Source organism: Candidatus Flexifilum breve, from assembly GCF_016713355.1.
The window spans coordinates 284876-300247 of the sequence record NZ_JADJPI010000035.1 but is presented as its reverse complement, the minus strand read 5'-3'; the positions used below and the strand labels follow the sequence as shown (position 1 = coordinate 300247).

Below are 15372 nucleotides of genomic sequence, written 5' to 3'. Positions count from 1 at the left end.
GACTGTTCTGTTCGCCATACATAGGGACAGTGATGGCAGCCAACCAATACGCTGGGAAAGAAATTGGCGACTATATACTCGAAGAACGCATTGGCCGCGGAGCGACCGCCGACGTTTACCGTGCACGTCAGAAATCGGTGCAGCGTGATGTCGCCCTCAAAGTTATCAACCCAGTCTACAATATCGATGATCAGCAGGACTTTCGGCAGCGTTTTGAACACGAAGCTAAGATCATCGCCGCGCTGGAACATATTCATATTTTGCCCGTGCATGACTATGGCGTGACCGAAGACGGCTTGGCGTACATCGTGATGCGACTGATGCGCGGCGGCTCACTGGACGATTTGATCACGAGCAGTGGGCTGCCGCTCAGTCGTGCGGCGCTGCTTTTCACACAGGTCGCTTCCGCGCTGCATTACGCGCACGAACGTGGCATCGTGCATCGCGACGTCAAGCCGAGCAACATCCTGCTGGATGACACGGGGAACGCCTACGTGAGCGATTTTGGCGTTGCCAAGTTTATGGATCACCCCTCGTTGAGCTTGACGAAGACCGGATACATTATCGGCGCGCCCGCCTACTGTTCGCCCGAACAACTACGCGATCTGCCCGTGGATCGCCGCTCTGATGTGTATTCGCTCGGCATTCTGCTCTATACCATGTTGATTGGTCATACGCCGTTTGCCCGCATCGCAGCGGGCGTGCTGGATATGATTGACAAGCAGATCAATGTGCCGCCACCGCCGCCGCGTTTACTGCGTCCAGATATTCCCGTCGGCGTTGAGCAGGTGATTCTGAACGCGCTCAACAAGAGCCCGGAAGAGCGTTTCCCCACTGCGCAGGCGTTGTCCGATGCCCTGACCGCCGCATTGCAAGGTGAACCGACAGGGGACAGCGTCCCTAAAGAGGCGCGTGCGCCGCGGCAGCCGACGAGCGACCGATCACTGCTGCGGTTGTACGGCTTTGGTGTCATCGGCGTGGTGGTGGCGATTGTGCTGCTGTTTGCCTTCTCACAGTTAGTGGGTCTGAGCGAAATCAGCCAGCCGCCTAACCCGACCATTCTGGTGGGGGAACGCGGCACGGCGGCGGAGGTCGCACCTGCAGATGAGGAACTCCGCCGCGCGCAGCGGCGCGTAGGCACGGCGCAGTTCATCGCCTTTGTGACCTGTACGCTCGAAAGTCAGACGCAAGCCACGCGCGCGCGCGAAATGGCCGAGCGAGCAGCGAGCTATGGTCTGCGCTTTGAAGTGTACGATCCGGCCATGAATCCGACAGAGCAGGCGATGCTTATCGAGCAGGCGCTTGAGGCTGGTGCCCGTGCATTGATCATCTGTCCGTTGGATGATGCGGCCTTGCGTGAGTCAATACAGCATGCCCACCGTGCCCATGTGCCCGTCGTGTTTACATTTCCGATTGCGAGTGACAATAATGCGGTGATGGTTGAGCCGGATAACGACGTGATCGGACAGTTGGTGGGTCGCGAAGCCGGAAACTACATCCGTGACCACTTCGATCGTCCGGCGAACGTCGTCGTGCTCGGCGCGTCTCAACTGGAGACGAGCAACCGGCGCATGGCGGCGATGCAAGCAGGTTTGTTGGAGACGGCACCCGAGGCACAGATCGTGGGGGAGTATGCCGCAAACGCTGACCGTGATTCGGGCTATGCAGCGATGCGGGACATTTTGCAGGCCGAGATCGACTTCGATGTTGTGTTGAGCCTGAGTGATGCGACCTCGTTTGGCGCAATTCGGGCGCTGGAAGAAGCGGGCATTGCCCCGGATGAGATCGCAATATTCAGCGTGAACGGCGAATCACTGGCCGAGCAGTATGTACGCGAGGGCTATTACCTGCGCGCGACGCTGCAAATCTCGGCGGCAGAAGTCGCTCAGATCAGTGTGGACGCGCTGGTGCGCCTGTTGGGCGACGCGACCGTTCCGCAGTATATCGTGCTCGCACAGAACGTGCTGATCACGCGTGATGGACTGGAAGCATCCCCACAGGATTGATACACTAGAGGCGTATTTCCTGAAAGGATAAACGCACATGCGTATCACAGTCTGGAACGAAGGTCGACACGAACAGAAGAACGAAAAAGTTAAAGCGGTCTACCCGACGGGCATTCACAGTGTCATCGCGGACGGCTTGCGCGAACATGGCTTCACTGAAGTGCGGACGGCGACGCTGGACGAACCCGAACACGGCTTGACGGCGGACGTGCTGGCGGCAACCGACGTGCTGCTGTGGTGGGGGCACATGGCGCACGGCGATGTGAAAGACGAGATCGTCGAACGGGTATATCAGCGCGTCATGGATGGCATGGGGCTGATCGTGCTGCACTCCGGCCACCACTCGAAGATTTTTAAGAAACTGATGGGCGTAAATGCCGACCTCAAGTGGCGCGAAGCCAACGAGAAGGAACGCCTGTGGGTGGTCAACCCGGCGCATCCCATCGCCGATGGTCTGCCCGATTATTTTGAACTGCCCCACGAAGAAATGTATGGTGAACCGTTTGGCATTCCCGAGCCGGACTCGTTAGTGCTGGTGAGCTGGTTCCAGGGCGGCGAAATCTTCCGCAGCGGGTGCTGTTTCTACCGTGGGCGCGGCAAGGTCTTCTATTTCCGCCCCGGACACGAGACGTTCCCGACGTACTACGACAAGAACGTGCGCCACGTCATTGCGAACGGCGTGCGCTGGGCTGCCCCGACGAATGGGCCGCGCGTGTGGGTTGAAAATCGCACCGTGCCGCTCGAACCGCTGCCGGATGCCGAGTAACTGACTCGCCATAAACTTGACTCGCGGTTAGCCCAATGGGAGATGATAGGTGGCTGCACTACAATCTTTGCTTGATTTCGCGCTGGACGTGACCTGGCGCGCCGGACGGATCACCTTGCGCTACTTCCAGACCGGGATTGCGGTGGAACGCAAAGGCGACAACAGCCCGGTCACGCTGGCTGACCGCGAGTCGGAACAGTACCTGCGCGGCGCGATCAACCGTTACTATCCCGATCATGGCATCATTGGGGAAGAGTATGGCGAACAGGCGAGCCGCAGCGAATTCCGCTGGATCATTGACCCGATTGACGGGACGAAGTCGTTCGTGAGCGGGGTGCCGCTGTACGGTTGCTTGCTGGCGTTGGTCGAACGCGACCACCCCATCGTCGGCGTGGCCCATTTTCCCGCACTGGACGAAACGATCTCGGCCTCCGTGGGCGGCGGCTGCTACTGGAATGGACGACGCGCACGTGTATCGTCCGTTGCGAAGCTCGAAGAGGCAACGCTGCTCGCCAGCGAAATCAGCCGCACCTGGGAAAATCGACCGGAAGCGTGGCGCAAGCTTAATTCGTCGACGTATATTCAGCGCACGTGGGGCGATGCCTATGGCTATGCCTTGGTCGCTACCGGGCGCGCGGAAATGATGTTCGACCCGAAGATGCAAATCTGGGACTGTGCGCCCTTTGGCGTCATTTTGCCGGAAGCGGGCGGCACTTTCACGGATTTCAAAGGCAACGCGACGATTTCTGCGGGCGAGTCGGTCGCGACGAATGGCGCGCTGTTCGACCCGGTGATGGCACTGCTCAACGATAGTCAGGCATAAAGGATCGGCATGGCGGCTAACGCAACAGTATGGAATGCTTGGTATCGCGCGGCGCGACCGCGGACATTAACGGCGACCTATGTCCCGTTGGGCTTGGCCGCGGTTATTGCCGTACAGGCTGGCACATTTGACCTTGTACGCTTCATCCTGTCGCTGATTGGTGCGCTGTTTTTGCAGATCGCGGCGAACCTCATCAACGAGTACTGGGATTATCGCCGCGGCGCGGATACGCTCAAGCAGGCGGGGCAGGGCATGATCATCAAAGAGGGTGTGCTCACCCCACAGCGCGTGCTGATCGGCGCCATCGCGACGGTGGTCGCCGGATCGCTAATCGGCTTGTTTCTGCTGACGCAAAGCGGCCCACTGCTGTTGTGGATCGGATTGGGCGGCGTGCTGGTTGTGATCACCTACACCGCCGGCCCGTTCCCGCTGGCGTACAACGGACTCGGGGAAGTGGCAGTCTTCATCTTTATGGGACCGTTGATGGTGCTCGGTGCATATTATGTGATGGCGCGCGAGTTCAGTTGGACGCCAATTGTCGCGGCGATCCCGATTGGTTTCATGGTCGCGGCGATTCTGCATGCGAATAACGTGCGCGACATTGATGCTGACTGCGCGGTGAACAAGCGCACATTAGCAGTACTGTTCGGCCTGCGCGTTGCTAAGCTGGAATACCTCGGGCTGGTGGGTGGAGCATATGTCGCCGTCGGCGTGATGATTCTGCTCGGCGTTATGCCGATCACGACGCTGGCAGTCCTCATCACCGCACCGGAAGCCTACCGTTTAATTCAGATCATCTTCAACAGCCGTGATACGGCGCTGCTGCATCAAGCACAGGGGCGCACCGCCAAGCTGCATGGGCAGTTTGGCTTGTGGTTGGTGATCGGTTGGGCGGTGTGGCTGGTGATTCAGCGGTTAGCTGTCAGCGGGTAGTCATTGGTGCAAGATAGTTCGTGAAGATGTCGGGGCGCACATTTGTGCGCCCCGTTGATTCTTATGGGCGCGAGTGCCTCAGGTGTGGTGTAGGGGCAAGGCGCGCCTTGCCCCTACGACTACGACTTAGGTCGTCGTGTACCGCTCGCGGATATTCGGAATGAGGTACTGGTCGAAAGCATTGGCGAGGTCGTAATCTGGTTGCCAGCCCCAATCAAGGCGCGCCTGCTGGTCATCGACTTGCGCCGGCCATGTATCGACGATGCTCTGTCGCCGCATATCTGGCGCAAACGTGATCTCCGCGTTCGGAAAGGCCATCAGCACGATTTCGGCGACTTCTTCTGCCGAGGGGTTGAAGCTGGTCACGTTGTAGACGTGGCGCGTCAAACGCTCGACGGGTGCGCTGGCAAGCTGTAACAGCGCCTTGATTGCGTCGGGCATGGCCATGAACGGAATGCGTGTTTCCGGGCGCACAAAGCACCGGTACGGCTCACCCTGCGCAGCAGCGTGAATCATCTCCGGCGCGAAGTCGCTCGTGCCGCCGGACGGCAGCGTGAACGCGCTGATTAGGCCGGGGAAGCGAATGGCGCGGAAATCGACCAAGTGCGGTTCGGGCGTCGCCGCCAGCCGGCGATAGTGGTGCGAGTAGTAGCGCCCCAAATGCTCGCAGTACAGCTTGTTGCAGCCGTACATCGTGGTTGGGTTGCAGAACTCCTCTTCGGAGACGGGCGGCGCGCTCGCCTTCGCATCCAGATCCGGAATGCCGTATACGGCAATCGAGCTCGGGAAAAGAAACTTGACCCGATCCCCGACGAGACGCGACTGCTCGATCGCCAGATGCAGCAGATTAAGCGTGCCTTCCACATTGACGCGGTGGGCCGCCTCCGGCGTGATCTCCGCGCGGGTAGAGAGCAGGGCTGCCAGATGATAAACGGTGCCGATCTCGTAGCGGCTGAGGATGCGCTGCAGCATATCCTGATCGAGGATGTCCCCGATCACGGCGGCGCGGACTTTCGGCCTCAGCGAGTCGTGCAGTTCCATGACATCGAGCGCGATGATGTGTTTTTCGCCCATCTCCGCCAAACGCTCGATCAGCCCGTGCCCGACTTCGCCGTTCGCCCCAGTGACGAGGACTGCGCGTTTGGTCACGAGAGCACCCCCAATTGCTTGCCGACCTTCTCGAAGGCGGCCAAGGCTTGCTCAAGGTCGCTCTGCGAGTGCGCGGCGGTGTTCATCACGCGGATACGCGCTTTGCCTTTGGCGACGGTCGGGAAGCCAATTGCCATCGCGAACACCCCGTTCGCGAGTAACTGCTTGCTGAATTCCTGCGCGAGCGGCGCTTCGCCCAGCATGACCGGGATGATCGGCGTGGTGCTGTGCCCGATGTCAAAGCCGAGCTTCTGCATCTCCTGCTTCATCAGATCGGCATTTGACCAGAGGCGGGTCACCAGTTCGTCCGAGCTTTCGAGCATGTCGACGGCTTCGAGGCAGGCGGCGACATCGGGCACGGTCATGGCGCTGGAAAAGAGGAATGGACGCCCACGCTGGCGCAGCCAGTCGATGATGACCTGCTTGCCTGCGACGATGCCGCCGACCGCGCCGAAGGCCTTGCTCATCGTGCCGACTTCAATGTCGACTTGCCCGTGCAGCCCAAAGTGATCGACGATGCCGCGCCCACCGCGTCCGAGCACGCCTTCGCCGTGCGCGTCATCGACCATGAGCAGAATCTTATGCTCCTGCGCGACCTTGAGCAGATCAGGCAGGGGGGCGATGTCGCCATCCATGCTGAACACGCCATCGCTGACGATCAGGCGGCGGTTGTAGTCGGCCGTCTCGGCGATTTTGCGGCGCAGATCGTCGAGGTTGTTGTGCTCGTAGGAAACGATAGTCGCGCGGCTGAGGCGGCAGCCGTCGATGATGCTGGCGTGGTTCAACGCGTCGGAGAAGATGACATCGCCTTTGCCGACCAGCGCGGGGATGGTCGCCAGATTGGCGGTGAAGCCGCTTTGCAGCGTGATCACTGCTTCGGCATGTTTGAATTCGGCGAGGCGTTTTTCGAGCTGCACGTGCAGACTCATCGTCCCGGCGATGGTGCGCACTGCGCCCGGCCCGATGCCATAGTAGTCAATGGCACGTTTGGCCGCTTCTTTGAGACGCGGGTGATTGGCTAATCCTAAGTAATTGTTCGCGCAGAAGTTGAGGACGGGCTGCCCATTCACGACAATGTGGCCGTCCATCGGGCTGTCGATGGTGCGGATGGTGTTGTACAGCCCCTGCGCTTTGAGCGCGGCGAGTTCGTCTGCGATCCATTGCGTTTTTTCGTCGGTGACGTAATCCATAATGGGGTTTATCTCCTCTGAAGAATAAATAAGGGCGCAGTCACCTGCGCCCCTACGACCGATTTAGGCGAGCTGCGTGAGCAGACGACAGGCGGTCTCGGCGAGGACGGCTGCGCCGGTTTTGAACACCGATTCATCAATGTCGAAGAGCGGATTGTGGTGCGGTCGGCTGATCTCGTCGAGCTTCGCGCCGAGCATGAACATGGCGCCCGGGGCGCTGTTCGTCATGTAGCTGTAGTCTTCGCCGCCCATGCTCGGTTCTTGCGCGAGCAGGGCATCTGCCCCGGCGATATCACGCACCGCCGACTGAATGGTCGCAGCGACATGGTTATCGTTGATGACGGATGGGCAGCCGAGGATGAACTCGACCTCGAAATCGCCGCCGAGCGCCCGTGCCACGCCGAGCGCACGTTCCACTTCGACGCGGAGCTGCTCACGGATGCCGGGGTCGTAGCTGCGCAGTGTGCCGCTGATTGTCACGTCGTCGGGGATCACGTTGCGCGCGGTGCCGCCGTGAATGGTGCCGACCGTGAGCACAGCCGGATGAATCGGATTGAGCCGCCGTGAGCGTACCCCTTGCAGCGCATTGAGCACCTGCGCCGCCAGAAAGATCGGGTCGATGCCATCGTTGGGGTGCGCGCCGTGGCAACCACGGCCAATGATACGCGCGTTGAAGTCATCGACGGCCGCGGTCAGCGGGCCACCGTTGGCGACGATTTTCCCGGCGGGGACATCACTGGCGACATGCAGCGCGATCACGCGGTCGACACCAACCATCGCGCCTTCTTCGACCATGCGCTGCGCGCCGCTCTTATGTTCTTCATCAACGGTTTCTTCGCACGGCTGGAAGAGCAGGCGGATCTGTCCGGCGGGGCGGTTAGGCATGCTGGTGAGAATGCGCGCGACGCCGAGCAGCATGGCGGTGTGCGAGTCATGCCCGCAGGCGTGCATCTTGCCCGGCGTCTGCGAAGCATATTCGACCTGATTGGCTTCGAGAATTGGCAGCGCGTCCATATCACCACGGATGGCGACGACGGGAGAACCTTCGCCGATGATCGCCATGACCCCGGTTTTGGCAATGCCCGTGACCACTTCAAGACCCATCTCACTCAGAGCCTGCGCGACGACCTTGGCGGTGCGGAACTCCTGAAAACCAAGTTCCGGATGGGCATGAAAATCGCGCCGCCATGCGATGATTTGTGGTTCGAGTGCATGGGCGCTGCTCACAATTTCGTCGACTGCCACGAGTGCGGACTCCTTGATCCTAAGTTATACTTTTGCGGCAATTATACCCAAAGGCTCACATATGCCGAAATTCGACACCATTGTCATCGGGGCAGGCGCGATGGGCAGCGCGGCAGCTTATCACGCGGCTAAGAGCGGGCAGCGCGTGCTGCTCCTGGAGCAGTTTGAGATCGATCACCAACGGGGCAGCTCCTACGGCTATTCACGCATCATCCGTTACGTGTACGACTATCCGATCTACATCCGGTTGGCACAGTTGGCTTACCCGCAGTGGCGCGAGCTAGAAGCGGAAGTCGACGAAAACTTGATGGTCACGGCGGACGGTGTCACGTTCAGCCCGCCGGACGATCATGACTACACCGCGACGCTTGCAACCATGCGCGAGATGGAGATCCCGCTCGAAGAAATCACGCCGGAGGAACTCGTATACCGCTATCCGCAGTTCCGTGTGCCGCCGGAGATGAGCGTGTTCCTGCAGGCCGAAACGGCGGTGCTGCGGGCGTCGCGCTGTGTGCGCGCGCACGTGCGTCTCGCCGAACGTTATGGCGCGGTGGTCAAGGAGAACACGCCCGTCACGCAGATTTTGCCGAACGCGCAGGGCGTCGAGGTGGTGACGGCGACCGAAACCTATTCGGCGGCGCGGCTGATCATCACCGCGGGCGGGTGGATGCGCGCACTGATGGGATCGCTCGGCATCGAGCTGCCGCTGGTGCCGATTGCGGCGCAGGAGAATTACTTCATCCCGGAGAATCCCGCCGAGTATGAGATCGGACGTTTTCCCGTGTTCCTCGCGCACCTCAAGCACGAGTTCGGCTACATGATGTATGGCCTACCGAGCATCGACGGTTCGGGCGTGAAGATTGGCTTACACGGCGCGGATCCGCTGGATCTCGATGGCGACCGCATCCCCGATCCAGCGCAGATCGCCAAGGCGCAAGCCTTTGGCGCGAAGTACCTCAACGGGGCAGTGAAGGCCCATAAGCAGTCGCGGGTGTGCATCTACACCATGACGCCGGACGAGCATTTCATCATCGACCAGCATCCGGAATACGCGCATGTGGTGTTCGCGTCGCCGTGTTCGGGGCATGGTTTCAAATTCAGCAATGTGATCGGCCAACTGCTCGCCGAACTCGCGGTCAGCGGGCAGAGCAGTTTTGACATCAGTTTCTTTCGCCTCTCCAGTCCGAAAAAGTAGAGCATGACTCACCCAAACAACCTAAAATCACACTTTCTGCTTGATCCCGAAATCGTCTTTCTGAATCATGGCTCCTTCGGCGCGTGTCCCAAGCCTGTGTTTGCAGCGTACCAGGCATGGCAGTTGGAACTGGAACGTCAGCCCGTCGCTTTCTTGGGACGGCGCATTGATGGGCTGCTAAGCGAGGCGCGCACGGCGCTTGCTGCGTACGTGAACTCCGACCCGGACGATGTGGTCTTCGTGGCGAACGCGACGGCGGGCGTCAACACCATCGCTAAAGCCATTCCGCTGCACGCGGGTGACGAGATTCTGACGACTGATCACGAATATGGCGCGTGCATGACGACCTGGGGGCGCGTGGCCGCTCAGGCTGGCGCGGTCATCGTTGAACGCAAGGTGACGCTGCCTCTCCTCTCCGACGAAGCGTTTGTCGAGGAGTTCTGGGCGGGTGTCACGCCGAAAACGCGCGTCGTCTACCTGAGCCACATCACCTCGCCGACCGCGCTGACCTTCCCGGTGACTGAGATTTGTCGCCGCGCGCGCGCAGCGGGCATTATCAGCGTGATCGATGGTGCCCATGCACCGGGGCAGATCGGGGTAGATCTGCGCGCGATTGAACCGGATTTTTACACGGGGAACTGCCACAAGTGGATGTGCGCGCCGAAGGGGTCTGGTTTTCTGTATGTGCGGCGCGATCAGCAGGATTATGTGCATCCGCTGATCATCAGTTGGGGTTATCGCGACGGCGACACGTTCATCAGCCGCCACCAGGTGCAGCCGACGCGCGATCCCGCGGCATTTTTGACTGTCCCGGCAGCAATTCAATTTCAGCGTGAACATGAATGGGATTTGGTGCGTCAGCAGTGCCATGCCGTCGCCGTGGACCTGCGCAACGCGATCAACGCGTGGTCGGGTTTGCAGCCCCTGTGCAGCGATGATCACTTCGCGCAGATGTTCACCGTCGAAGTGCCACCCTGCGATCCGGTGGCGGTGAAAGATCGCCTGTACGACGACTATAAAATCGAGCTGCCGATGTTCAACTGGCAAGGTAAGCCCTGCCTGCGCACTTCGATTCAGGGGTACAACACGGTGCACGACGGTGAATTCCTACTGAACGCGCTGCGTGAGGTGTTCGCAAAGGCGTGACCGATCTCAATGCGCTGGTGCAAATCCTGATTATCGGTGCGGCGCGCCTGCTGATTCTCGCAGCGGGCATACTCATTGTGGCGAATACCTTCCTGTCGGCGGTCAAGACGGTGGTACTGCCGCGCAGCGCCAATACCAAGTTGTCGCGCACGGTGTTTCGCTCAGTGCGCCTCGCCTTTGACCTGCGCTTGCGGCATGCCGATACGTATGAAGACCGCGACCGCATCATGGCATTGTACGCGCCGATCGCCCTACTCACGCTGCCGATGGTGTGGTTAGCGATGGTGTTGATCGGCTACACGCTGATTTACGTCGGAATCGAGGGCATGGCGCTGTACGATGCCTTCAAGTTGAGTGGTTCGTCGCTGCTCACCCTCGGTTTCGAACGGCGCGACACCGTGTTCGGTATGATCTTCGAATTCAGCGAGGCAGCGCTCGGCCTTGTTATCGTGGCGCTGCTGATCTCGTATCTGCCCGCGATGTACTCCGCCTTTTCCAAGCGCGAGGCCTTGGTCACAATGCTGGAAGTGCGCGCCAATACGCCGCCGTCGCCGTACCAAATGATCACGCGCGCCCATCAGATCAGCGGGCTGGCACAGTTGTCAGAACTGTGGGAACTGTGGGAAGTGTGGTTCGCGGAACTTGAAGAGAGCCATACCTCACTGGCGGCGTTGGTGTACTTCCGCTCGCCGTTGGCGGGGCGGTCGTGGGTGACCTCAGCGGGTGCGGTGCTGGACAGCGCCGCGCTCATGTTGTCGACGGTCGATATGCCGAACGACCCGCAGGCACAGTTGATGATTCGATCCGGGTATCTGGCGCTCCGCCGGATCGCGGACTTCTTCAACATCAGCTACGACGCTGACCCGAAGTCGACTGATCCGATCAGCATCGCACAGGATGAATTCGACCAACTCTATGATTCACTGGCTGAAGCGGGCGTGCCGCTCAAAGCTGACCGTGACCAGGCGTGGCGTGACTACGCGGGCTGGCGGGTCAATTATGATCGGGTGCTGCTGGCACTGGCGGCGCTGACGATGGCTCCGTACGCGCCGTGGGTCTCGGATCGGTCGCTGCCGCGGGGGACGATGTACCGGCGCAACGGTAAAAACGGGAAGTAGGGGCATGGCATTGCCATGCCCCAAAACTGTTTAGGGAAGTTCGCCTTCCGGAGCGACGAATACGGCGGTCGTACGCGCGGGCACGGTGAACGTGCCAGTCGCAGCATCGAACGTCGAACTCGCGGTGATCGGATCACTCGAAGCGGCCTGTACCGCGTGGAGTTGGAGCGGGTAGCCGACCACGTCTTCGAGCACGAAGGTTTGGGTCTCCGGGCTGGCGTTGAACAACACGACCGCGTAGCTGTAGTTCGGGTCGAGGTTCGCGTCGCCTTGATCGCTGATGCTCATGACGATCAAGCCGGGGACTTGTTCCGCCCCGGTGTTCTGGAAAGTGACGCTGTTCAGCACATCGTCACCCGTGCGCAGGCGGAAGAGCGCGACATCGCGGCGGATGCTGAGCATTTCTTCAAAGTGGCTGATAGCGCTCTGGATGTTCTCCGTCGTCGGCTGCAAATCCGGGTTGGCGAGCAGCGGTTGCCACTGCGACCAGTTGTCCTGCGTCGTCCACGACGGCGGCAGACCGTGACCCCACCCGTTATCCTGATAGGTAAAGTCGAGCGCGTTGTACCAGTCGCCGGAGTCGTAGCTGTTCTTGTCGCCGGACTTGGACCGCAGCATTTCATCGCCCGCGTGGAAGAAGGGCACGCCCTGTGAGAGCATGACCACGTCGATCGCGAGGTTGTTCATGCGCACGCGATCTTCCAGCGATGCAGCCAGCGGCGCTTTGACCTGAATGATGTCGAACAACGCTTCGTTGTCGTGCGCGGCGGCGTAGACGATATGTTCCTGCGGGTCGAGCGTGTAGCCTGTTGGGCTGCCGTTATAGTAGACATCCGCGCCCGTCCCGATGGTGCCCTGGTAGTTTTCGAAGGTGTAATCGCGCAGGTTGCCCGCCAACGCCACGCGGATTCGATCCTGGAACAGCATGAGCAGGTCAAGCTGCACGGCGGGATCGCGCGTTTCGTCTTCGCTCGGGTCGGTATACAACCCGTTGATGAAACCCTGTTCCTGCAAGCCGCCAAACGGACTGCCGCCGCGGAGTGAGTCACGGATGCGGTCGTTGAACGTGCCGATGCCGGTGCCGCCGAGATTGAGCTGGGTCGCGTTGAGGCCGCGTGCGTTCTGCGCGACTTCGCCGAAATCCCAGCCTTCGCCGTACACGTAAATCCGTGCGCCGTCCACGCCGTCATTGTCGACGGTCAGACCGTCCAGCGCCGCCCGCACATCGACCATATTCTGGACCATGTGGTGACCCATGAGGTCGAAGCGGTAGCCATCGACCTTGTACATGGTCGACCACGTGATGAGCGAGTCGATCATCAGCTTTTCCATCATCGCGTGTTCGGTCGCAGTATTGGAGCAGCAGGTGCTCGATTCCACGCCGCCCGAGGCGTTCAGGCGGTGGTAGTAGCCGGGGACGATGCGGTCCAACACGGCGTTGGCGGACTGCCCGGCCGCGTTGGTGTGGTTGTAGACGACGTCCATGACCACGCGCAGCCCCGTTTGATTGAGCGCCATGACCATCTGGCGGAATTCGAGGATGCGCTGTGCGCCGTTCGGGTCAGTGCTGTAGCTGCCTTCCGGTACGGTGTAATGCAGCGGGTCGTAACCCCAGTTGAAGCCGTCTTCACCGCGCACCGGGCCGATGAGCGCCTGCTGCTCTTCCGAGTCAGCGGGCAGGGCGGCCAGTTCAGCGCGGTCGATCTCACTGCGTTCAGCGCTGTTCTCGTTAATCGTAGCGATGTCGAACGACGGGAGCAGGTGGACGTGTGTCAAACCCGCGTCCGCCAGCGCGCGCAGATGCTGCATGCCGTTCGATTCGGTCTGCGTGAAGGCGAGGAACGTGCCGCGCAGGTCTTCCGGTACGGATTCGTCGTAGATGCTGAAGTCGCGTACGTGCAGTTCATAGAGCACGATGTCTTCGAAGGCGTCGAGCTCCGGCTTGGCGTAGTCGCTCCAGCCTTCGGGCATGAGCGCAGGGTCGTTCAGGTCAACGATCTGGCTGCGCTGGCTGTTCAGAGACAGGCTGAACGAGTACGGGTCGGTGACGAGATTGCTCTCAATCGCCTGCGTGGTCGGCGCGTAGACCGTCACGTCGTACAGGTAATACTTGTTCTTCCAGTCGGCTTCACCTGTGACGCTCCAGACACCCGTGGCCGCATCGAAGGTCAGGTTCTGGCGGGTGAAGTCTTCGGTCGTGGCATCATCGAACAAACGGACGCGCACCCGCTGCGCGGTTGGTGCCCACACGCGGAGAGTCGGCACGTCGCCATCCCACGTCACGCCGAGCGCACCGTCATAGGTGTACAGATTGTCGAGCACGCCGGGGATCTGGATGCCCGTCGCGTCGAGCAAGCGGCCTTCCGACGAGATCGCGGCGACGGCGAACTGCATGCGCAGGATGCCGGGCACTGCCGCGAGATCCGACTCGGCGATTTGAAGGGCGCTGTAATTCGCCAGATGCGGGAACTGCGCCAGCACGTCGGCGCTCAACCCTTCGGGGTTATAGCTGAGTTCAATGGATTGGCCGCCGCTGATGCCATCGCCGGCCAACTCCATGCCCGCTTCGAAGGAATAGTACAGCCGGTAGGTCGCGCCTTCCTGTGGGTCGATATTCCACGCGATGGTATCGGCGGACACCCACTGGGCCAGCGAGGTGAAAAGGCTGCCCACGGCGGCACCTCCAGTATCAATCGACAGGATGTTGGTCGAGGTGTCAAACGAGAACTGGGTCAGCGTCCCTTCTTCGGCGACTGTGAAAGCGATATTCGCGCCATCCTGCGCGCCGTCCAAGCCGTAGTTGAGCGCCCAACTCTCGTTGACAGCAACTTTAGCTTCGTAGGCACCGGGGGGAATCGCCGCGGTGGCATAGACGTATACGCCGTCACCGTCCGGGTCTTGCAGCAGTGTGCGCAGGCAGTCCGGTGCCCAGTCGCCGGGGCAGCCGATCTCATCCTGGAATGAACCGGGCACATTGGCGATCAGCGAATTGACGCTGTCTGTCACCCAATGAGTCGTGTGGCTGTACACAAACTTGACCGTAGTGTCTTCCGCCAAAGAGAGCGGAATGTTGGCGCCGCCGGGCAGCGCGTTCAGCCCATAGTTGACATCCCAGGTGCCGTTCAGCGCGACTTTGTATTCGTAATCGCCTGCGGGGAGGTCAAACGTCGCCTGCCAGAGATCATCGTCGGCGTCGTAGACGAGGGCCGTGACATCACAATCGGTCTGCCAATCGCCAGAGCAGCCGAGCACACTCTGAATCGTGCCGGGGACGACCACCATATCCGGCTGGGGTTCAGGTTCGCTCGGCGCAGCGGGCGCTTCGACGATCACGGCTTCACCATTGACGCTGTGCGTCACGGTATGCGCTACCGGGTCAAACACAAACTCGACGGACGAGTCCGCTTCCAGCTCCAACGGAATGTTCGGGCCGCTGGGCACACCATCCAGCCCGTAGTTGACCGTCCAACTGCCGTCGAGTGCCACCTTATATTCATAGCTGCCCGCCGGGATGTCGAAGGTCGCGCGCCACAGCCCGGTATCGGGGTCAAGTGTGAGCGCCGTGACTTCGCATTCCGGTTGCCAGTCGCCGGGGCAGCCCAGGACACTTTGAATGGTGCCGGGGACAACCACTAAGGTCGGTTGGTCTTGAGCGAGGGCGAGAGAGGTGGAGAGCAGCAGCAAAACGAGTAATAAGAGGAACCGTTTCATATTCTTGCAATCACTCCTTTGAAAAATCGACGTTTAGAGCGATATTACGCATCATGATTGTAGCTAGAACTCAGCCTCTAAACCACTTAG

The 15372-nt window shown here is 60.4% G+C and carries 11 protein-coding genes; 7 read left to right on the top strand and 4 right to left on the bottom strand.

Annotated elements, in window-relative coordinates; translation table 11 throughout:
* The first annotated feature begins 32 nt into the window (after window positions 1-32).
* The 4 genes from IPK17_RS24270 to menA are packed head-to-tail and all read left to right on the top strand — an operon-like array spanning window position 33 to window position 4528.
* Window positions 33-2006, top strand: a complete 1974-nt coding sequence (locus IPK17_RS24270; RefSeq protein ID WP_343420279.1) for a protein kinase domain-containing protein — start codon at window positions 33-35, stop codon at window positions 2004-2006.
* Between the two features lie 37 nt (window positions 2007-2043).
* Window positions 2044-2772, top strand: a complete 729-nt coding sequence (locus tag IPK17_RS24265; RefSeq protein WP_343420278.1) for a ThuA domain-containing protein — start codon at window positions 2044-2046, stop codon at window positions 2770-2772.
* Between the two features lie 49 nt (window positions 2773-2821).
* Complete coding sequence (locus IPK17_RS24260; protein ID WP_343420277.1) at window positions 2822-3595, top strand: inositol monophosphatase family protein; 774 nt, start codon at window positions 2822-2824, stop codon at window positions 3593-3595.
* 9 nt (window positions 3596-3604) lie between these two features.
* Window positions 3605-4528, top strand: coding sequence for a 1,4-dihydroxy-2-naphthoate octaprenyltransferase (gene menA, locus IPK17_RS24255; protein ID WP_343420276.1), 924 nt, complete (start codon window positions 3605-3607; stop codon window positions 4526-4528).
* Between the two features lie 126 nt (window positions 4529-4654).
* On the opposite strand, the gene IPK17_RS24250 is transcribed toward menA, so the two are convergent.
* The 3 genes from IPK17_RS24250 to IPK17_RS24240 all read right to left on the bottom strand — a co-directional run bounded on the left by IPK17_RS24250 (window position 4655) and on the right by IPK17_RS24240 (window position 8112).
* Window positions 4655-5677, bottom strand: a complete 1023-nt coding sequence (locus IPK17_RS24250; protein WP_343420275.1) for an NAD-dependent epimerase/dehydratase family protein — start codon at window positions 5675-5677, stop codon at window positions 4655-4657.
* Window positions 5674-6867 (bottom strand): glycine C-acetyltransferase, encoded by a 1194-nt coding sequence (locus tag IPK17_RS24245; protein WP_343420274.1) that lies wholly within the window; start codon window positions 6865-6867, stop codon window positions 5674-5676. The genes IPK17_RS24250 and IPK17_RS24245 overlap by 4 nt, the downstream gene beginning before the upstream one ends.
* A 63-nt stretch (window positions 6868-6930) precedes the next feature.
* Window positions 6931-8112 carry a M20 metallopeptidase family protein gene (locus IPK17_RS24240; RefSeq protein ID WP_343420273.1) on the bottom strand — a complete coding sequence of 394 codons (1182 nt, stop codon included), beginning with the start codon at window positions 8110-8112 and terminating at the stop codon, window positions 6931-6933.
* 61 nt (window positions 8113-8173) lie between these two features.
* On the opposite strand from IPK17_RS24240, the gene solA reads away from it, so the two are divergent.
* From solA to IPK17_RS24225, 3 genes are read left to right on the top strand one after another with little or no spacing between them, the layout of a single operon-like run.
* The gene (solA, locus tag IPK17_RS24235) at window positions 8174-9307 is read left to right on the top strand and encodes an N-methyl-L-tryptophan oxidase (RefSeq protein ID WP_343420272.1); all 1134 of its coding nucleotides are present in this window, start codon (window positions 8174-8176) and stop codon (window positions 9305-9307) included.
* A gap of 3 nt (window positions 9308-9310) precedes the next feature.
* Complete coding sequence (locus IPK17_RS24230; RefSeq protein ID WP_343420271.1) at window positions 9311-10453, top strand: aminotransferase class V-fold PLP-dependent enzyme; 1143 nt, start codon at window positions 9311-9313, stop codon at window positions 10451-10453.
* Window positions 10450-11571 (top strand): hypothetical protein, encoded by a 1122-nt coding sequence (locus IPK17_RS24225; protein ID WP_343420270.1) that lies wholly within the window; start codon window positions 10450-10452, stop codon window positions 11569-11571. Before IPK17_RS24230 ends, IPK17_RS24225 begins: the two co-directional genes overlap by 4 nt.
* Before the next feature lie 30 nt (window positions 11572-11601).
* On the opposite strand, the gene pulA is transcribed toward IPK17_RS24225, so the two are convergent.
* Entirely contained in the window at window positions 11602-15282 is a 3681-nt protein-coding gene (pulA, locus tag IPK17_RS24220; RefSeq protein WP_343420269.1) for a pullulanase-type alpha-1,6-glucosidase, read from the bottom strand.
* Between the last annotated feature and the right edge of the window lie 90 nt (window positions 15283-15372).